Annotated in this window: 16 protein-coding genes; 13 read left to right on the top strand and 3 right to left on the bottom strand. The window is 55.9% G+C overall.

Going from position 1 to position 18,797, the window contains the following annotated elements:
• Positions 1 to 394: 394 nt before the first annotated feature.
• Positions 395 to 1,213 carry an archaetidylserine decarboxylase gene (gene asd, locus Q5741_RS11395; RefSeq protein ID WP_305024212.1) on the bottom strand — a complete coding sequence of 273 codons (819 nt, stop codon included), beginning with the start codon at positions 1,211 to 1,213 and terminating at the stop codon, positions 395 to 397.
• A 104-nt stretch (positions 1,214 to 1,317) separates the two neighbouring features.
• A complete protein-coding gene (locus Q5741_RS11390; protein WP_305024211.1) occupies positions 1,318 to 2,466 on the bottom strand; it encodes a YheC/YheD family endospore coat-associated protein in 1,149 nt (382 codons plus the stop codon).
• A 186-nt stretch (positions 2,467 to 2,652) separates the two neighbouring features.
• Between Q5741_RS11390 and Q5741_RS11385 the strand changes: the two genes are divergently transcribed.
• From Q5741_RS11385 to Q5741_RS11350, 8 genes are all read left to right on the top strand, one after another.
• The gene (locus Q5741_RS11385; protein ID WP_305024210.1) at positions 2,653 to 3,849 is read left to right on the top strand and encodes an SGNH/GDSL hydrolase family protein; all 1,197 of its coding nucleotides are present in this window, start codon (positions 2,653 to 2,655) and stop codon (positions 3,847 to 3,849) included.
• The gene (locus Q5741_RS11380) at positions 3,833 to 4,270 is read left to right on the top strand and encodes a GNAT family N-acetyltransferase (protein ID WP_305024209.1); all 438 of its coding nucleotides are present in this window, start codon (positions 3,833 to 3,835) and stop codon (positions 4,268 to 4,270) included. The genes Q5741_RS11385 and Q5741_RS11380 overlap by 17 nt, the downstream gene beginning before the upstream one ends.
• Positions 4,271 to 4,449: 179 nt before the next feature.
• Positions 4,450 to 5,016 (top strand): DinB family protein, encoded by a 567-nt coding sequence (locus tag Q5741_RS11375; protein WP_345784157.1) that lies wholly within the window; start codon positions 4,450 to 4,452, stop codon positions 5,014 to 5,016.
• The gene (locus tag Q5741_RS11370; RefSeq protein WP_305024208.1) at positions 4,970 to 5,227 is read left to right on the top strand and encodes a DUF2164 domain-containing protein; all 258 of its coding nucleotides are present in this window, start codon (positions 4,970 to 4,972) and stop codon (positions 5,225 to 5,227) included. Before Q5741_RS11375 ends, Q5741_RS11370 begins: the two co-directional genes overlap by 47 nt.
• A 304-nt stretch (positions 5,228 to 5,531) precedes the next feature.
• On the top strand, positions 5,532 to 6,071 hold the full coding sequence (locus Q5741_RS11365) for a DUF2569 domain-containing protein (RefSeq protein ID WP_305024207.1): 540 nt from the start codon (positions 5,532 to 5,534) through the stop codon (positions 6,069 to 6,071).
• A 159-nt stretch (positions 6,072 to 6,230) separates the two neighbouring features.
• Entirely contained in the window at positions 6,231 to 6,770 is a 540-nt protein-coding gene (locus tag Q5741_RS11360; RefSeq protein WP_305024206.1) for a GNAT family N-acetyltransferase, read from the top strand.
• 83 nt (positions 6,771 to 6,853) lie between these two features.
• Complete coding sequence (locus Q5741_RS11355; protein WP_305024205.1) at positions 6,854 to 7,414, top strand: GNAT family N-acetyltransferase; 561 nt, start codon at positions 6,854 to 6,856, stop codon at positions 7,412 to 7,414.
• A gap of 38 nt (positions 7,415 to 7,452) precedes the next feature.
• On the top strand, positions 7,453 to 8,757 hold the full coding sequence (locus Q5741_RS11350) for a GNAT family N-acetyltransferase (protein ID WP_305024204.1): 1,305 nt from the start codon (positions 7,453 to 7,455) through the stop codon (positions 8,755 to 8,757).
• Here Q5741_RS11350 and Q5741_RS11345 read toward each other — a convergent pair.
• On the bottom strand, positions 8,718 to 9,008 hold the full coding sequence (locus tag Q5741_RS11345) for a hypothetical protein (RefSeq protein WP_305024203.1): 291 nt from the start codon (positions 9,006 to 9,008) through the stop codon (positions 8,718 to 8,720). The genes Q5741_RS11350 and Q5741_RS11345 overlap by 40 nt on opposite strands.
• A 229-nt stretch (positions 9,009 to 9,237) precedes the next feature.
• Here Q5741_RS11345 and Q5741_RS11340 point away from each other — a divergent pair, with 229 nt between their 5' ends.
• The 5 genes from Q5741_RS11340 to Q5741_RS11320 all read left to right on the top strand — a co-directional run bounded on the left by Q5741_RS11340 (position 9,238) and on the right by Q5741_RS11320 (position 18,767).
• Positions 9,238 to 10,407, top strand: a complete 1,170-nt coding sequence (locus Q5741_RS11340) for a glycosyltransferase family 4 protein (RefSeq protein WP_305024202.1) — start codon at positions 9,238 to 9,240, stop codon at positions 10,405 to 10,407.
• A 62-nt stretch (positions 10,408 to 10,469) separates the two neighbouring features.
• Positions 10,470 to 15,779, top strand: coding sequence for a WIAG-tail domain (locus Q5741_RS11335; protein ID WP_305024201.1), 5,310 nt, complete (start codon positions 10,470 to 10,472; stop codon positions 15,777 to 15,779).
• Between the two features lie 425 nt (positions 15,780 to 16,204).
• Positions 16,205 to 17,008, top strand: a complete 804-nt coding sequence (locus Q5741_RS11330; RefSeq protein ID WP_407074351.1) for a glycosyltransferase family 2 protein — start codon at positions 16,205 to 16,207, stop codon at positions 17,006 to 17,008.
• Positions 17,005 to 18,009: a glycosyltransferase family 2 protein gene (locus Q5741_RS11325; protein ID WP_305024200.1), complete on the top strand. Its 1,005-nt coding sequence runs from the start codon at positions 17,005 to 17,007 to the stop codon at positions 18,007 to 18,009. Before Q5741_RS11330 ends, Q5741_RS11325 begins: the two co-directional genes overlap by 4 nt.
• Positions 18,006 to 18,767 (top strand): glycosyltransferase family 2 protein, encoded by a 762-nt coding sequence (locus Q5741_RS11320; RefSeq protein WP_305024199.1) that lies wholly within the window; start codon positions 18,006 to 18,008, stop codon positions 18,765 to 18,767. The genes Q5741_RS11325 and Q5741_RS11320 overlap by 4 nt, the downstream gene beginning before the upstream one ends.
• Positions 18,768 to 18,797: the final 30 nt, after the last annotated feature.

The following is an 18,797-nucleotide window of genomic DNA, read 5'->3' as shown; positions in this document are numbered from 1 at the left end:
GCTATGTTGGGCTTCAAACGTCGTATCCGCAACCGCGAGTGCTCGGGAGGCGGCATGATGTGCCGTTACCGCCACCGCCGCAACAGACCGGCCGCAGACATACAGAGCGCCTGGTTCTGAATGAAGCGTATGCAGTATCACCAAACCTGTAAATGATGAAGCATCTATAGAATGAGAAGTGCAGCAGCGACAGCAAGAGGAACATGACGGGTATGCACAACAGGAACGGGCTGCTGCACGAAGGTGAACACGAGCTTTAAATGAAATGAATAACAGCACTGCGCAGCATGAAGGGACAAGATTCATGAACGTTTCCTTCAGCCTCACGCAGCACGCCAAAAAGCAGCACCGGAATCAGAGCGCCGGTGCTGCTTTTTTAGTTGTACGACCCTTCTTACAGCAGCGGATCAGCTGCCGTATTGGCGTTTCGGTCGATAAAACGGCCGAGCCGTTGTCCCATCCGTACCTGATCTCCAAGGTGGATCGAAGGATCCGGCTCGAATGTGCCGTTCTCTGTCAGGAGCACGACGGTGGAACCAAATTCAAAATAAGCCAGCTCGCTGCCCCGCTCCCAGGCGGAAGCCTGTTCATCAGCATATTTGATGCTGCTGACGTTCATGGCACCGACCTTGACGACGGCTACTTCCCCGCCTTCATGAGCCATGTAGGTAATCAGACGCTCATTACGGCTGAGCACTCCCCTCATATGCGTAAGGCCAAATTCGTTGACCGGATAGACTTTGCCCCGGATATGCTCATTCTCGATTAGTGTCCCAGTGACCGGTGCATGAATACGGTGATAGTCCGTGGGACTCAGGTAGAGAACAAAGGCATAACCATGCTTGTACTTTTCGAGATGCGGCGAATGATTCAGCAGATCCTGCAGGGTATAATCCTGCCCTTTCACGTTGAACAGGGTGCCGCTGGAGATCTTATCCATGAAGGTGATGCGCGCATCCACCGGGCTGATCAGGGAATCAGGGGCAACATCGACCGGCCGCATCCCCGGCTTCAGCCGTCTGGTGAAGAAGGCATTCAGCGAACGGTAGTCCTTCCAGTCGTGTTCGGCTTCATGTGCCGGGATTTGATAGCTTTTGATAAAGGTCGGGATAAAGTGCCGGCTGATACCGCTGTGGGCGAAGGATCCCATGACCCGGCAGACCCATTTACGCGATGAGAGCTCTGTCATCAGCCGCAACCATTGTTTTGCCATTCCATATCCCCCTAGAAAATGTTCCGCGCCAATACTGCCGGGACGCGGTCCGGCTGTCTGCCCTATATTGACACAGAATGTGCTGTAAATCAATATGCGGCAAGTTACCAGAAGTTCTTGCCCTCCGGGGGAGAAGCAGGCGAGAACAGGGGAGTATACGGAGCGGCCGGCTGATCGAGCAGCCAGCGGGCGTAGGCCATGGGCCGCCAGTAGCTGTCTTTCCAGGCAGCTGACATGCCGGCCAGCCGGAAGCCATAACGCTGATCTCTCCCGTTGGATTCGATGAAGTACAGCTCGCCGGTACCGGTAATGCCTATATCGAGACCGAGGTCGGCCAGATGCGGCAGCCGTGAAGCCAGATGCTGTGCAATGCGCAGGGACAGCTCCCGAATCTGATGAAGCAGGCTGTCCGTGGAGATATGCGGGAAGCTGAGCTGCAGTGCTTCTGCGGCCGGGAGGGCAGTGGCTCCCTGCGCCACGTTCGAGACAAAGGTGTGACCTGGTGCAACCTTGGCGAACATACCGGTTACGTCCCAACTGCCTTGGCCGCCCCGCTGAACCGTGACACGCAGATCGTAAGGACGCCCCTCGATAGCAGCGAGGGGAAGGGTTTCCTGCGCCAGATAGGTCCGGCTGCTGATGCGGCGCTTGACGAAGGGCGGGAGCTGGCGCGAGGGCAGGGGCAGGGTCATCCAGCGGCCCGGCTGAGCCGGATTCTCGCACTGCAGCTCCCAGCCGCCGCGGCTTCTCAGAGAGAGCCGCATGATCCCCCGGCCGACACTGCCGTTAGCCGGCTTGATAACAATATCACCGTAGCGGCTCAGCATATGCTCCAGTGAATCCGGTGTGGCGACCGTGCTGTGGGGCAGGTGCTGCCAGATCAGCGGATCTTCGGCCAGCAGCAGCTGAATTTGGTCTTTAGCGTAGCGGTTTCTTGCGTTATATACCTGAATACCGCCTGCCAGCAGACGATCCAGCTTGCGGTGGCTGGACTCTCCGGAGTACAGCGCCCGGTTATGAATGACGTCAGGAATCGGAATACGCTGCTGCCGGTATTCATACTGATCCCATACGTAGGCAAGGCAGTTACCGGATGCAGGATGAATGTCTTCCAGCCGCAAATAGCAGGGCGTGAGTCCGTATGCGGCCCCGGCGGTCTCATAATGGAATAGATATTCCGGTCTCGTCCGCATGCGGGGGACTCCCTGGTACATGCGTGAGTTGAGCAGAATGCCGACATACTGCTTCAGCATGGCGCTCCTCCTTTACAAGAATGGCATGACAGATTGCCGTACTGACATTGTATGTCCGTGTATCGATGAGTGTATGGACGACCGCCTGCCGGGCGTGTTCTTTTCAACCTGGAGCGGGTGGGATAAGATGGATAAGAGATTTACGAAAAGGTTTTATATTCAATTCATGAACTGCGGGGGATGAATGTGACAGAGTCAGGAAGCACAGGTGCTCAACAGGCGCTTGATTTAAGAAACAGCGGATACACGTCGGCGGTGCTGCTGTCAACGGCGGCGAATTTTATCATGAACCGCGGGGAGGCCGCAACTTATACATACCGGATCTATCTTAAACCGCGGGCGTACGGTCAGCTGAAATTGAAATTGTGGCACAGCAATGCTGTGGACTCGACCTGGGACCAGGGGGCGGATGCCTTAGGTGGAGAGCCGGGCGGTGATTGGCGGATCGAGGCCGCCTATCTAAGTGACGGAGGTATGGAACCGGACGGTCAGGTGGTGGAAGGCTCTGCAGTGCCCGTTACGTTCGGAGGGGAAGCAGGCCGTCAGGTGCTGCCCGCAGAGCGATGGTGGAGTGATACGGTTCACATTGAAATTCCGGAAGGGCATTATCTGTGTCTCTCCTGGACTTTAAGTACGGTCTCATCCGGGAAGTCCTACCCTTATAATGTGGAGCAGATGCTGGCTACAGGCTTCGAGGCGCCCGGTAACCGTGCCGGTCAGTCGTCAGCCGATGGATTTGTGCGTTCAGAGAACCGGCTGGTGCTGCCATCCTTCATTGGCTATCAGGCGACAGTACAGAAGCAAATGGTTTTCTTCGGCGATTCCATCACCCAAGGAGTCCGGACCGCAAAGGACCAGTATCAGTACTGGGCTGCAGAGATTGCTGCAGGGTTGGGAACCGATTATGGGCACTGGAATATAGGTTCCGGCTGGGGCAGAGCGTATGATGCAGCAGATGGAGGTCCGTGGCTGTATAAGGCGATGCAGGGAGATGAAGTCGTGATCGCCTTGGGCGTGAACGATCTGGACATTGGTCAGCGGACGGCTGGGCAGCTGCTCGACAGCCTGCAGCGCATCGTCACAGCCATTCGAAGTCAGCATGCGGAAGGCAGTATTGTATTATGTACGGTTCCTCCCTTTAACTTCGAAGGAGAGAAGGAAGCGGCGTGGCGCGAAGTCAATGCGGCCATCCGCAGCGGACAGATCACGGGCGTGGACCGGATCTTCGATCTGGCAGCCGTACTATCACTTCCGGTCCCAGCTGAGCACCGCCTGCAGCCGCGTTACATGAGCTCTGAATATGATCCTCACCCGAATGGTAAGGCCGGCCAGGATGTGGCTGCCGCGTTCCTGGCATGGTATCAAGATGCAGCTGATCATTGAAACCATGGCGTGGGGGTCTGTCAGATACCTGGAGGGATTGGAGCTCAGAGATGAGGTGCTCCGCCGCCCTCTTGGAATGAGTATCGCGGATGATCCGACAGACCAGGAGCAGGAGGACTGTCATATCTGTGCGGTGGCTGAGAACGTCTTGGTTGGCGTACTGCTGCTGCGGAGAATCGATGACCGTACGCTGCAGATGAAGCAGGTAGCGGTTGCCGCCTCAGCGAGAGGGAGGAATGTGGGGCGGATGATGGTGTGCAGCGCGGAGCAGCTGGCGAAGGAACAGGGGTACGGTATGATCATTCTCCATGCCCGGGCCACGGCAGTTCCATTCTATGAAAAGCTTGGCTACAGCCTTAAAGGGGCTCCTTATATGGAAGTAGGCATTCCGCACCGCAGCATGATTAAGCAGCTGGCTTAGGCCGGCTGCTTTTTTGTCCTGATAGGAATCGGGGGATTCTTCGAATGCCTTTTTGCTGTGCAGACTGAAATTGATATTGTTGTTTATTGATCAAGAGTGATACACTTTTAGTCATGGAAAAAACATACAATCCCTACCTGGAATAGGAACAGGGGATTGGAATAGGACAGGAGCATGCGATGAGATATCTTCTGGAGTATAACTGGTCAGTGCGTGATGAATGGCTGGCCTGGTGCGGGCAGCTGCCGTATGAAGCGCTTGCTGCGCCGCGGACAGGCGGGGTAGGATCGATTCTCGAAACCCTTTTTCATGTCGTCGATGTGGAATACAGCTGGATCGCAGCCATTGCAGGTTGGGAGGACGAAGAACCGGGCTATGCGGATTATGCCTCTCTGACGTCGATCCGGCTGCTGTCAGACCGGTACAGGATGGTTCTGAAGCCTTGGATGGATGCGTGGAAGCCGGAAATGGATTACCGTGAAGTACAGGTTCCCTGGAGGACCGGCCCTCTGTACGCAGGGGAAATTCTGCGGCATGTCATTGTCCATGAGGTACACCATATCGGACAATTGTCCGTCTGGGCCAGAGAGTGCGGCATACAGCCGCCGTCGGCAAACTTTATCGAACGGGGATTCATGGAGAGAACGAAGCAGAAGCAGACGCAGCATGTGGAGATAACCAGCCGAGGAGGAAAAAATGATGAAACCGATGCAGATCCCGAGAGAACAAAAGCTGATCATCAGTGAAGGGATACAGCACTATTTTCAAATGGAATTTGGACAGGAGATTGGTCAGCTCGCAGCGGAGAACTTTATGGACTACATGCTGAAAGAACTCTCCCCATATGTGTATAACCAGGCGTTGGCAGATGCCCGTCAGGTGATGGAGCAAAAGCTGGCCTCTCTGGACGATGAGCTATATGCATTGGAGCAGCGTATCCTGCCTGACCGCCGATAAAAATAGATATACAGGAGGAAAGCATGAACAAGTGGGCGGCCTGTCATCTGTTCGATCAGTTCCCAGGCAGATGAAAAGCACCCATAATGGATGCAAACAGGCCAGCCCAGATTTTCTGGGGCAGGATGACTAACATGCATACTGGAAATCACGCGTTGCCGTCTCAGGAGAAGAATTGGAAAGGCCTTGTGTACCGGTTTACAGTTTCGAATTGTATTAATTTGTATAATAACTAACTAGATTAGATTACGCGGAGATCCGTCAGTGTACATACTATTAGAAGTATTAGAAGGAGCATCTCGTCATGAAACACAATATTGATTCTGCAGGAGGCAGCCCCTTATCACCGGAGCCCAAACGCAGTTTTCGTTACCAGGGACTTGAAGGCCCCTCAGGACTTGGCGGGTGGCTTGTGCTGGTTCAGATTTCTCTCTATCTGAATACGTTAACACTATTAGCTTCCCTTGTGTCCTCTGTAACCATGATGAATTCCGATGTCTGGGTGAAGCTTACAGATGACAGTTCCTCATTCTACCATCCGCTCTGGCAGCCGTTCTATGTATTCGTAATGGTTCATGCGGTACTGCAGCTTGCTTTGATGATCTGGATTCTGGTAGATTTATACCGGAAAAAGACACGGACCCGGGTTCTGATCATAACGTTCCTGATGCTGACCGTACTGTGGGGATTGATTGATACAATTCTAATCAACCAGATTGATTTGGGCAGAGCAATGGATGATGGAAAATCATTTCAATATCTGTTCCGTGCCTTGCTCTATTGTCTGGTCTGGGTTCCCTATCTGCTCCGTTCCAAAAGAGTCCGCAATACTTTCGTTCGCTGAGTCATGACGGTAGCAGCCCTTGACTGGTTGCTTCAAATTAAATGTAACTCTGGACAATTTCGAAATGTCGGAATTGTCTTTTTTTGTTTCCATATATGGGTTATCATGGTTGGAATGAGACTGAATCAGGCTTTAATTCATAATGGAGGTGAGTGATGGATGGAACTCGAGACGGAGCGTTTATGGCTGCGGGAGGCTGAGGCAGAGGACTGGCGTGCAATTCATGAGTATGCATCTGATCCTGCGGTAACTGTACATACCCATTGGGGGCCCAACTCGGAACAAGAAACCCGGGATTACGTGAAACAGCTGATTACCGAGCAGCAGCAGCCGCGGACGGTCTATGAGCTGGTCATTACCCTCAAATCCGACGGCAGTCTTATCGGTGGCTGCGGACTGCATCGGGACGGTTATAATGCCGAGCTGGGTTACTGTCTGAATCCTGCCTATTGGGGCTCCGGTTATGCGGCAGAAGCTTCACGGGCGCTGCTGGCGGTTGGCTTTGCAGAGCTGGGTATCCACCGTATCTATGCGAAGTGCAGACCGGAGAATACGGCTTCGGCTTCGGTCATGCGCACGATCGGTATGAAGCAGGAGGGATATTTGCGGGAACATTGGTGGTACAAAGGGAAATTTCATGACTCCCTGCTGTATTCCATTCTTCATTCTGAACATGAATCCACGCCTTCCAAACCATGAAGTCTTCGAAATAAAGCAGGAAAGGCATCGATAAAATCGGAAATACATAGATACAAGCCGAGCAGTGTATTTAAGGAGGGGCTATGAAAATCTTACCGCTGTCCGAATACCCGGAAAAACAGCTGATGCAGCTGGGCAGCTTCGGCTATCAATCCAGATTGAAATTTGCCGTTACCAAGCAGGAATCCGCAAAATCGGTACACCTTTCATTAGAGCTGGTGGAGTTAGAAAAGCCCTATATCAAGCTGGAGCCGATCGGTTATGAAGATCATGCCAGATACCGTGAAATGGTGGAGGAAGGAAACTCTTTCGGACTCTACATGGACGAAGAGCTGGCGGGTATCGCCGTTTGCGGGTTTCAAGCCTGGAATAATACGCTGGTCCTGTGGCATCTGCAGGTAGCGGAGCGCCACCGCCGCAAGTCTCTGGGCAGTCTGCTGATATCCAGTGTGGAGCAGGCCGCCAAGTCCAAGGGTATTCGCGCGATTACAGCGGAAACCCAGAATACGAATACGGGTGCGATTGCCTTCTATCGCAGCTGTGGATTCAAGCTGGAGGGCATCGATCTCTCCCTCTACACCAATGAAGATGCTGTGGATGGAGAAGTGGCCTTATATATGAAAAAGAAGCTGTACTTCCGTTAGTCTGCGGCAGGAAGTGAGGTATACCTATGAACGATTCCATGAACAGGCAAAACGAAGCCATTCAGCGCGTTTGTCGTTCTCTTCAGGCGGAGCCGGGTGTTCAGGCTATTTTCCTTAAAGGCTCATTGGCCCGTGGGGAAGGGGATACGTATTCTGATGTTGATCTGTACTGCATGGTGGCTGACGAAGAAATCAACGCCTTCCTGCCGGAGAGGATCCGCATAATGGAAGCTTACCGGCCTTTAATTTATTGGTCGGAGGCTTCGTTTGTCGGTCCCCAAATTGTAGGTGTGTATGACGATGGTCTTCATCTGGACCTCTATACCGTGACGTACGGCAGCCTGCCCCGGACCGATGCTCTTCAGGTTCTGTATGATCCGCAGGATAAACTGAAGGACTATGTGGAATGCAGATATCCGCTCGAACCTGCGGTACTGATCAGGACTATTCACGAATTTATGTTTACGCTGCTGGAATTCGAGACCGCATACAGCCGCGGGGATTCGATCTGGGCCTCTCAGCTGGGCCATTATATGGCCGGGGACCTGGCATCATTAATCCGTTACCTGGATAATCCTGCTGCTGCGCACCTGGGTCTCAAACGCCTGTCACAAAATACTGGGGCTTCAATCGCGAGCCGTATGGAGCAGGCCATGGAAGGAATGGCCCCCTCCCGGCAGCCGGAAGGAGTGCAAATCCTCGTTCAGCTGGCGGGGGAGCTGATTGTGCGCCTGCCCGAAGCCATCTGTGAACAGATCAATATGACCTTTTTTGATTTTATGGCTGGCCGGATATATGAACTTGGAGTAAAGAACAGCCTTATCGAAGCTTCATCTGCTGCCGAGAAACATGCAGCGGAAGTGGAGCTCCGCTTCTGCCGGGACGAGGATGAGGCTGTGCTGGCCGCCTTCCGGCTTGCGGAGGGGCAGGAACGGTTTACAGCCATGCCCGCTTCTTTATTGGACCTTGGGCGGGAGGATTCCCGGCGCTATCCGGTCGTCATTACGGCCGATGATCAGGTCGTTGGTTTTATGGTCCTTCATACGTGGCCGGGACCGGCCTCTTACAGTCCGAATCGGCAGGCGATCCTGCTGCGCGGGTTGTCGATAACGAAGGAAATGCAGGGACAAGGATTCGGCAGACGGGCCCTGCAGATTCTCCCTGGGTTTGTACAGAATCATTTTGCAGACGCGGATGAAATTGTACTGGGGGTCAATGAAGAGAACATGGTGGCGAAAAATCTGTATGCCAAGACCGGGTTCACGGATACCGGCCGCAGAGTGAAGGGGCTGCAGGGGGATATTCAATGTGTTTGGAGCCAGTCATTTGAATTGAACTTATGATGAGATAAGGGGAAACGTGTGCCAATGAGTATGCCCAGATCCTTTTTGCTGTTTTTAAAACGGCTGCCTTCGCTATCGGTAACATCCTCCGGGTGATTATTCTCGGTGTTATAATCGGAATTGACCTGCTTTGAAACGAAAGGGATGACGGCTTGTTTATAGCCGAATGGAAGCGGAAGACAGAGCATCACGTGGGATGTTACGGAAGCGGGACCGGAGAACGGGTCGGCTGCATAAGCGTCCATATCCATAAAGAAAACGACCTCTTAACAAATTTACAACAAGCATCCGTCCGCCCAAAAATGCGGGTTCGGGTGCTTTTTTGCTGCGAGAAAACAGAATATGGTCCCAAACCAGGAAACCGGGAATAGGCTGATAACAGTAAAAAGGACGCAGACGGGACGGGCAGGAAGCTCAGGCTGCAGGCAGCTGCAGGCATGCCCACCCTGGCGCTATCCATAAAAAAGGACGTGATTCTAAATGCCCGAGACTCCAGGGGAACCTGTCAAAGCAGCAGTCATCACGCCAGGCTCCTTCGTCATTCCTTCCGGCATGAGCAGCTCGGTAGAGCGCATGATTGAGAATACAGTACCGCTGGCTGCTGCACAGATTCAGTCGAGAATTTACGGGATCCGCGGTAAAGGTCTTCCGGATCATGACAGCGTGCATGGTGTGGAATGTGTCCGGGTGTCTCCCGGCGCTTCTTACGGACGGAGGATCATTGACCATTTGAAGGACTGGAAGCCGGATGTGATCGACGTTCATAACCGGCCCCGGATTGCAAAAATGATGGCTGCTGCTTTCCAGCAGTCTTCGGTCGTGCTGACCCTGCACTCGCTGACTTTCGTGGAGCCGCCCTACATGTCGGCTGATAAGGCAGGACAGCTGCTCGATATTCCGGACCGCATCGTCGTGGATAGTGATTTTCTGGGCGGGACGCTGATGAAGCGTTATCCCTTCCTGCAGGGAAGGGTGGAGTCCAATCTGCTGGGTGTGCGGCTGCAGGATTTCCTGCCCCGCTGGACGCCGGCTGCGGAGGCTCTGCGTGAAGCCAAACTGCGGGACCGGGGGTGGCAGCAGCGGAAAATCGTGATGTACGCCGGCAGGCTGCTGCCGGAGAAGGGCGTGCATATTCTGTTAGAGGCCCTTCCCGAGCTTGTCCGGGCCGAACCGCAAATTCTGCTGCTCATTGTTGGCGGCGCCTATTACGGCTCCAGACAATCGACCCTTTACAGCCGCCGTCTCAACCAATTGGCTGAACAGGCACCGCAGCACGTGATGTTCATACCTTTTACCCCCTATACAGGTATGGCACAGTATTATAATTTGGCCGATCTTGTCGTCGTGCCCTCCCTCGGGAACGAAGCTTTCGGGCTGGTTAACGTGGAAGCAATGGCGTCAGCCGTACCGGTAGTGGCTTCCGATGCAGGCGGTATTCCCGAAGTAGTCAAGGATGGGGTGACAGGCCGGCTCATTCCGAAGGAGAGGCTGAAGGAGCTGCTGCCGGAGATCATCCTTCAACTGCTCCGTGATGCCGGTCAACGTCAGGCCATGGGTCTTGCGGGACGTGAGGAAGCGAGGCACCGCCTGCGCTGGGAGCATACAGCCCGGCGCTGGGAGCAGCTCATGCAAAAAGCCGCAGGACGGTGACAAATGCCCATAGGGGTGCATAGGATGACGCAAAGGCAATTTTTAGAGAGGAGCGAGCAGCTGTGAAAAAACGTGGCAAAACGAAAAGTCCCAAAGGCCCGCAGAAGCTGTATATTGTTGAAAACCCGGGCACGCAGGAACTGGAAATGCTCGAACGCAACCGGCCCAGCCGCCGCGTAAAAGAGCCGCAGGAACCACTGCAGGTCAATATTTCTTCTTCAGCTCTGGCCGAGGCACCGAAGGATGTCCAGCCAGCGTCTGCTGCGGATCTGGAGGAGGAACAGACTGACGCGGCCCAAACAGGCCCGTCCGGCAGCAATGACCAAGAGGTATTGAAGCCGGAAGCTGAGGTGCCCCAGGCCGAATCCCATCCGCATGAATGGACGGGGACGCCGGCCCAGGCTGATGAGAACGATCTGCATATCATTCTCGAACCCCGGGAACGGGAGCGTCTGCTGGAGGAGAAGAAAATGCCCGGAACGACACGGGCTTTTATCTATAGCGATGACATCAGTGACTTCGCCATTACATCCGACAAACTGGCTGCGCGTGCCGTTGACGGCTCCAAGCTGCGTGAACGCAGCGTTGGACGCGAAGCACTGGAAGACTATGCAGTAACCAGCATCCATATCGCTGATCATTCCATCCTGTCGGCACATATCGCGCCGGACGCTGTCACACAGGAACATATTGCGGATGGAGCTGTAACGCCCGATAAAATCCCGGATGCTTCCATCAGCGGGGAAAAGCTGAAGGACGGAAGCATTTCACCACAGAAACTGGCAGACCAATCTATCAGTGCTTCCAAAATTGCCGACGGCTCCATCAGCGCCCGCAAGCTCAGTCCGCTTGTGATCTCAGACGATCTGCTGCAGGATCAGGCAGTAACCGGCAGCAAGCTCGCATCGGGATCTGTGTCTGAACGCCATCTGGCTAATGGTACAGTGGACACTTCCAAGCTGGCTGAAGGTGCGGTGACTGCCTCCAAGCTGCGTGAACAGGCGGTTGGCGCTGCGCATCTGCGTGACGGAGCGGTCGAAGGCCGTCACATCGGCGAACATATCGTAACCGCAGTTCATCTGACCGATGGCGCGGTCACCCGCAGCAAACTGGCAGATGGAGCCATCGGTCCGGATCAGCTGGAAGACGGCAGTATTACCGGTGGTCACGTGGCCCCCGGAGTGCTGACATCAGCCCATCTGGCTGAAGGGGCCGTTGGTTCGAGACAAATTGCACCCGGTGCCATTCAGCCTGAGCATATCCCGGATGGCACACTGACGGGCCGGCATCTGACAGAATCCAGTATCCAATCTGCTCATCTGGCGAATCAAACGATCGGGACTGCCAAAATTATTGATGCTTCGGTGACCGCTTCGAAGATTGCCGACCAGAGTATTCTTCCGGCCAAATTAGCGCACGAGGCAGTACAGACGAAGCATCTGGCCAGGGATTCCGTCACCAGCGAGCAGATCACGCCGGTATCCGTCACTTCGCGGCATTTGGCTGAACATAGTGTGCTGTCCAGGCATCTGGCTGCAGGCAGTATCGGATCGATCCACCTTGCTGAAGGCGTCATTAACAGCGGACATCTGGCCGATGCAGTCATTCAGTCCCGGCATATTGTCCGGGAATCTGTAGGAGAAGGCCAGCTGCAGCGGGAGAGCGTCAGCGGAGAGAAGCTGGCCGCCGGCAGTGTCACCGCACGCAAGCTGGCAGACGGTTCTGTCGGTTCCGCTGCACTGGCACCAGGGGGAGTAACTTCGTCTGCGCTGGCGAATAGCGCAGTGCAGGAGAAGCATCTGGCTGCCGAAAGTGTAGGCCCGTCTGCACTCCAGCGGGAAGCGATTATGCAGAAGCATCTGGCGAAAGGCGCCGTAGCCGGCGTACACATCCAGGAAGGCAGCATTACTTCCAATATGCTGCAGTCCGGTGCCGTCACCAGCGAAAAGCTGGCTTCCGGCTCAGTGGGAAGCCCCCAGCTGAAGACAGGCTCCATTCAGGCTCCGCATTTGAGCGACCATGCAGTGACCTCCGTCAAGCTGTCCCCGGAGAGCGTGGCGACCGATAAGCTGGCCGATGCAGCTGTGACGAGTGCCAAGCTGGCGGAGGGCAGCGTAACCGGCAGCAAAATTCCTGCGGGAACGATCCAGCCGGAGCATCTGGCCCCTGGTGCAGTGAACCGCAGGGCTATCGAAGATGGGGCGGTTACAGGTGATGTTGTAGCACAGGGGACGATCTCCGGCATGCATCTGGCACTGGAGAGCATTGCAGGCAAACATCTGCAGCAGGAAGCCATCCATGGCTATCATCTGCAGAAGCGTTCGGTGACGCTGGATCATCTGGCCGAAGAAGTCTGCTCGGCCGCCATTTTGCCGGATGCCAGCATTACCGGAAGCAAGATTGCGGAGAATGCGATTGGTGAAGAGCATCTGTCCGCGTCGTCGGTGTCCGGCCAGACGCTGCAGCCGGAATCAGTGAGCGGCACGCACCTCAAGAGCCGCTCAGTGGGCGCTGTCCACCTTCAGGACGCGTCTGTACACGGGCTGCATCTGGCTGAACAATCGGTATCTTCCCGCCATCTGGAGCGGGGGGCGGTTCAGGCTGAACATGTGCAGCCGGAGTCCATCCATGCCGGACATCTGCAGGCAGGTTCCGTTGAAGCCGCGCATCTGGCGGCAGACGCCGTGGGCCCGGTGCATCTGCAGGCGTCCTCCGTCACCGGGCACCATCTGCACGCAGGTTCCGTGACGGAATCCGCCGTGGCGCCGGGCGCGATCGGTACGCAGCATCTGGCACCGCTCGCTGTATCGGGCCAGCAGCTGCAGCCCCGCTCCATCGTGAGTATTCATCTTCAGCCGGATACGGTCGGTGAAGAACATCTGCAGGCCGGCACGGTGCACTCCCGCCATCTTGCGGAAGGCGCTGTACTCCCGCATCACCTTCATCATAAGAGCATTGGCGGCGGACATATCCAGGAAGGGTCCATCTCGACACCACTTCTTCGTGACGGGGCCGTCACGTCCTCGAAGCTGGAAGGGGAAGCCGTTAAATCCCGCCATCTTGCGAAAGGCGCTGTCACGTCCCGTGAACTTGCACCTGGTGCCGTACAGGGCAGTCATCTGGGCGAAGGGACTGTAAAATCGCTGCACCTGGCCGAAGGCGCGGTGTCTTCCCTGCATCTGGCGGACCAGGCTGTGAACACGGTCCATCTGGCAGCAGAGGCAGTCACTGCTGAACAGCTTGCACCCGGTGCCGTTGAAGCCGCGCATGTCGTTCCGGGAGCTATTGAAGCAGCTCATCTGGCACCGGCGTCCGTACAATCCGTCCATCTTGCAGCGGACAGCGTACATGCCGGCCATCTGACGGAGGGTTCCATTCACTCCCGCCATCTGGCAGACGGAGCTGTGCAAGCCGGACATATAGCTGCAGGAACGATAGAGACCGGACATCTGGCTGCTGCGGCAGTGGACTCCGGACAGCTGGCGGCAGGGGCAGTACAGTCCGGACACCTGGATCATCAGTCTGTGCAGTCGCTGCATCTCGCCGAAGGGTCAGTCCGGACTGTGCATTTGTCCGCGGGTGCCGTCCAATCAGCGCATTTGAATGAACATATCATCCATGCCGATCATTTAGCCTCTGGGGCTGTAGAGTCCGCTCATTTGGCTGAAGGCCTGATTCTGCCGGCGCATCTCAGCGCAGGTGTTATTCATGCGGGCCATCTGGCTGAAGGCTTGGTCCACGCGGATCATCTGTCTGCCGGTTCAGTTCATGCGCAGCATCTGGCGGAAGGGGAGATTGATTCCATCCATCTGGCCTCGTCATCCGTTCATGCCTATCACCTGGCCGACGGATCGGTGAACCGGGAGCATCTGACGGCGGGCCTGGTCCAAGGGGTACACCTGGCCGAAGACGCCGTTCACAGTGAGCATCTGACAGCCGGTGCGGTGCAGGGTGAGCATCTGGCCGAGGGAGCGGTGGAGACGATCCATCTGGCAGCCGGTGCGGTACAGGGTGAACATCTGGCGGAAGATGTGATTGAAACTATTCACCTGACTGCAGGCTCCGTGCATGCCGATCAGCTGGCAGAGGGCTCTGTGCATGCCGACCATCTGTCTCCAGGTTCGGTGCATGCCGTCCATTTGACAGAGGACGCGGTCCACGCGAAGCATCTGGCCAGCCATTCGATTAACGCCGGGCATCTGACGGCAGGGGTCGTCGGCACCCGACATCTCGCACAGCATGCCGTGCATGCCGATCATCTGGCCGAGGGAGCGGTGGAGACGATCCATCTGGCAGCAGGCTCCGTACAGGCGGAACAGCTGAGCGATAACTCGGTGCACGCTGGCCACCTGGCCGAAGGTTCGGTGCATGCAGGTCACCTGCAAGCGGGTTCGGTGAACGCCAAGCATCTGTCGGATCTTTCGGTTAGTTCTAACCATTTGAGAGCGAATGCGGTACAGGGTGAACATCTGGCGGAAGAAGCGGTTGATACGATTCACCTGACTGCAGGCTCCGTGCACGCTGATCAGCTGGCAGAGGGCTCTGTGCATGCCGACCATCTGTCTACCGGTTCCATCCATCCGGAGCATTTGACCGAAGGCGCGGTGCAGGCGGTGCACTTGTCCGATGGTTCGATTCAAGCCAATCACCTGACTCCGGACTTGGTGAAGGGTGAGCATCTGTCAGAGGGCGCGATCCACGCGAAACATTTGGCCAGCCATTCGATTAACGCCGGGCATCTGACGGCAGGGGTAGTGAGCGCCAGACATCTTGCACAGCATGCCGTGCATGCCGAACATCTGGCAGCAGGTGCTGTCCAAGGCGGTCATCTTGCTCCCAACACGGTTCGTGCAGAGCATCTGGCCGAGGAGGTCCTGGAAGCACTGGGCAGACTGGACGGTCTGGAGGAACGGGTGCAGAACGTGGAGAATACCACGGCCTCACAGCCATCTTCCAACCTGCCGCAGCCGCAAGAACCCTTGGAGAGTGAGGAGGCTCAACAGGAATCCGGATCGCTTGAACTTGCCGAAAATTCTGTAAATGGCCGTCATATTGCAGCCGGATCCATCACACCGGAGCACCTGTCGTGGACGCCAGTCCAGGGAGTAGGCAGCCAGAGCAGCATTCAGCAGTTTGGCATGAATGCGTTCATTATGCCGGGCGGGGCGGACCATACGGAAGTGAACGTGACCTTCGAAAAACCATTCCCTTCGAGCAACTACGTCATTGTGGCTATGTCCAACCATCCGGCTTACCATGTCTCACTCAAAATGCAGCGTGTCGACTGTGCCGTATTGGAAGTCGCCTGCATTCAGAGCAGCAGCCCGTCATCATATGGAGTACTCTCCTGGATTGCTGTCGGTCCTTCCTGATTCATTGGCTGTCTGAAAATGATAACCCATATCCCGCACAGTGTTTGGCGGGATATGGGTTTTTGACGTACATAGAACTTCTGCTGGAACGCGAATCGACGGAGCGGGTAAGGACAGATGCCGTTACCGTACGGATGTCATGGAATAAGATGTGTTGTGCACATGATAACAGGCTACCTGATAACAGGTCCTGCGGGTACCCGTTCCTGGGGGATAGGAAATACAGGAGGTGAACGCTGATGGACAACAGCAACCTGGAACTGCATCAAGATGCGGGCAATGAGGAGAACGCCCCGCAGGCGGAGGCCGCCATATCGGCAAAGCATCCGGCAACCCGTTCAAGGCAGCGCCGCAGTATACGGCGCGCAGGACGACGCCGGCTGCCAGACGGCCGTAAACGACGGCGAAGATGGACGAAGGCGAAGATGAAGAGAAAGCGTAAGACGGTGATGCATGCATCTTTACCGCGTGAGCAGCCGCCTGTCCAGGCCGGACCTGTCGTTTCCGTCATTATTCCGGCCATGAACGAGAGACGGACGATTGGGCGTGCAGTGCGGGAAGCGAGGAGAATTCACCCGTTCGTCGAGGTGATTGTCGTCGACAACGGCTCATCGGACGGAACGGCCCGGACAGCACAGGCTGCTGGGGCACGGGTGCTTACCTATCCGGAGCCGCTGGGCCACGATGTCGGAAGACGCGTTGGAGCCGAGGCAGCAAGCGGTCGCATTCTGCTGTTTCTGGATGGAGATATGGCGGTTCCATCCTATGAGTTAATTCCCTTTATACGCGCTGTTATGGCGGGAACGGACGTGGCCCTGAATGAATACAGCGGTCCGGTGAAGGCAAAAGAAGTACACCCGGTTGTAGAGGCCAAGCATGTGCTGAACACGATGCTGGAACGGCCTGATCTTCAAGGCACATCGATGACGGCAGTTCCGCATGCGATCAGCCGCAGAGCGCTTGAGATCCTGGGTTTTGAAGTGTTGGAGAAGCCCCCACTGGCCCATGCCAAGGCCGTCGTGTCCGGCCTGGCGGTGCGCGCTGTACACGCGGTTGAAGTAAACCGTCTGAATCGGCTCCGCCGTAAATCCGGGGAAGAAGATCCGCTAGCGGCGGTTGTGATTAACGATCATCTGGAAGCGATCCAGTGGCTGACACGGGAACTGGGACCCCGGGCTGGACATACGGATCTCCACCGGGATCGTCATCTGAGCGAGGTGAGTCTATGAGAACCACGGCGCATGACAGCCGGAGAGCACACTCCCGTTCCCGCCGGATATCTGCAGGAATGTTCTCGCGCAGACGAAGCCCATCACGCCGCGCCGGCAGACGTGCGGCTCCGCCTCTTCTGCTCCAGTCCCGCAGGCAGCGGCTGCTGCCCCGTCATCCTGCGGCGGAAGCCGTGCCGGAAGTGTCACAAGCTCTGTCTGCAGGAGAAGCCGTTCCGGTATCAAGTCGCCGTCAGCCGCTTGCCCTGCCATTGAAGGGAACGGCAGCGGCCATTGTAACGGCCTGCAACGAAGAAGACCAGATTGGCGGTGTCTTGACTGAATTAGGGCGTTTGCCACTGAAGCAGGTCATCGTCGTGGTGAACGGTTGTACCGACCGGACAGCGGAGGAAGTAGAGCGGCATCCCGGCGTTACGATGGCCTATCTGCCGGATGCAGCGGGTCATGATGTCGGCCGTGCCCTCGGAGCCAGGATGACGGATGCAGATATCCTTCTATTCCTGGACGGTGACTTTGCCGTCAAGGCAGAGGACCTCGCTCCATTTCTGTCTGCGGTGGACAGCGGACTGGATGCGGCACTGAATGATATTAGCCGGATGATTCCCCGTTTCGCCCATCAGGATGAGGTGACCCGCTGTAAAATTTTTCTCAACCGCAGTATGGGGCGGAAGGATCTCGGGCCTAACTCATTGACCGCGGTTCCACATGCTCTGTCACGGCGATTTGTGGCTGAAGTGGGCGCAGGCCAGCTCGCTGTGCCTCCCAAGGCGCAGGCGATAGGCCTGCAGAAAGGGCTTCAGATCCAGGCCGTCCACGAAGTGGACGTCATTAAAAACAACCGCAGACGTGAGATTAACAGCGGACGGCGGAATCCGGTAGCCCGGATGATTATTGGAGACCATGCGGAAGCGCTGGCTGCTGTGATGGGCAGCTCCGGCCGCAAGCTAATACACCTTACGATGCCGCGTGATCAGATTGCACGCAGGAGGAATGCACGATGAGCGGAGTGGATGTGAGCATCATCATTCCAAGCTGCAATGGACTTCACCTTCTCAGACCATGCATCGACGCGATCCGTGCTCATACGGAGGGCCGCTATGAGGTCATCGTGGTTGATAACGGCTCCACGGACGGGACAGGCGCCTACTGCCGGGAGCAAAGGATCACCTGTGTTCGCCTGCCTCAGAATGAGGGCTTTCCGGCCGCCTGTAATCAGGGGATCCGAATGGCGACAGGTCAGGAGCTGCTGCTGTTGAACAACGACGTCACGGTGACGCCAGGCTGGCTGGGTCCGCTGCGGGCTGCTCTGAACAGCGCGCCTGACGTTGGATTGACAGGGCCCGTTACGAATTATGCCAGCGGGCTGCAGCAGATCGAAGTACACGGTGACAATATGGAGGAGTTTATTCGTATTGCTGCAGAGAGAAACGTTCCGAATCCTGCGATGTGGCAGGAGGTAAAACGGCTGGTGGGCTTTTGCCTGCTCATGAGAAGAAGTCTTATCCAGACCATCGGGCTGCTGGACGAGGCGTACGGTCAAGGACATTATGAAGACGACGATTACTGTTACCGGGCCAGACAACACGGCTATCGGCTGCTGATGTGTGAAGATAGTCTGGTGCATCATCTCGGCAGTGCAAGCTTCAGCCATACGCCTTCCGAACAGCTGCAGGAATTGATTGAACGCAACCACCGATTGTTCATGGATAAATGGAAGGTGGATCCGCGTTCATGGATTGACAGCAGGGAAAGCCGTTAGCGCGATATCTAAATGAAGAGGGAAGAACCG

The sequence above is a fragment of the Paenibacillus lacisoli genome (assembly GCF_030580655.1).
Classification (GTDB): domain Bacteria; phylum Bacillota; class Bacilli; order Paenibacillales; family Paenibacillaceae; genus Paenibacillus; species Paenibacillus lacisoli.
The sequence above is the reverse complement of the archived record's forward strand: the minus strand, read 5'-3'. Positions and strand labels throughout refer to the sequence as shown.

Excerpts from the sequence above, each read along its gene's own strand:
- asd (WP_305024212.1), bottom strand. The coding sequence starts at position 1,213 with ATGGCAAAACAATGGTTGCGGCTGATGACAGAGCTCTCATCGCGTAAA.
- Q5741_RS11390 (WP_305024211.1), bottom strand. The coding sequence starts at position 2,466 with ATGCTGAAGCAGTATGTCGGCATTCTGCTCAACTCACGCATGTACCAG.
- Q5741_RS11380 (WP_305024209.1), top strand. The coding sequence starts at position 3,833 with ATGCAGCTGATCATTGAAACCATGGCGTGGGGGTCTGTCAGATACCTG.
- Q5741_RS11375 (WP_345784157.1), top strand. The coding sequence starts at position 4,450 with ATGAGATATCTTCTGGAGTATAACTGGTCAGTGCGTGATGAATGGCTG.
- Q5741_RS11370 (WP_305024208.1), top strand. The coding sequence starts at position 4,970 with ATGAAACCGATGCAGATCCCGAGAGAACAAAAGCTGATCATCAGTGAA.
- Q5741_RS11365 (WP_305024207.1), top strand. The coding sequence starts at position 5,532 with ATGAAACACAATATTGATTCTGCAGGAGGCAGCCCCTTATCACCGGAG.
- Q5741_RS11360 (WP_305024206.1), top strand. The coding sequence starts at position 6,231 with ATGGAACTCGAGACGGAGCGTTTATGGCTGCGGGAGGCTGAGGCAGAG.
- Q5741_RS11355 (WP_305024205.1), top strand. The coding sequence starts at position 6,854 with ATGAAAATCTTACCGCTGTCCGAATACCCGGAAAAACAGCTGATGCAG.
- Q5741_RS11350 (WP_305024204.1), top strand. The coding sequence starts at position 7,453 with ATGAACAGGCAAAACGAAGCCATTCAGCGCGTTTGTCGTTCTCTTCAG.
- Q5741_RS11345 (WP_305024203.1), bottom strand. The coding sequence starts at position 9,008 with ATGGATATGGACGCTTATGCAGCCGACCCGTTCTCCGGTCCCGCTTCC.
- Q5741_RS11340 (WP_305024202.1), top strand. The coding sequence starts at position 9,238 with ATGCCCGAGACTCCAGGGGAACCTGTCAAAGCAGCAGTCATCACGCCA.
- Q5741_RS11330 (WP_407074351.1), top strand. The coding sequence starts at position 16,205 with ATGAAGAGAAAGCGTAAGACGGTGATGCATGCATCTTTACCGCGTGAG.
- Q5741_RS11325 (WP_305024200.1), top strand. The coding sequence starts at position 17,005 with ATGAGAACCACGGCGCATGACAGCCGGAGAGCACACTCCCGTTCCCGC.
- Q5741_RS11320 (WP_305024199.1), top strand. The coding sequence starts at position 18,006 with ATGAGCGGAGTGGATGTGAGCATCATCATTCCAAGCTGCAATGGACTT.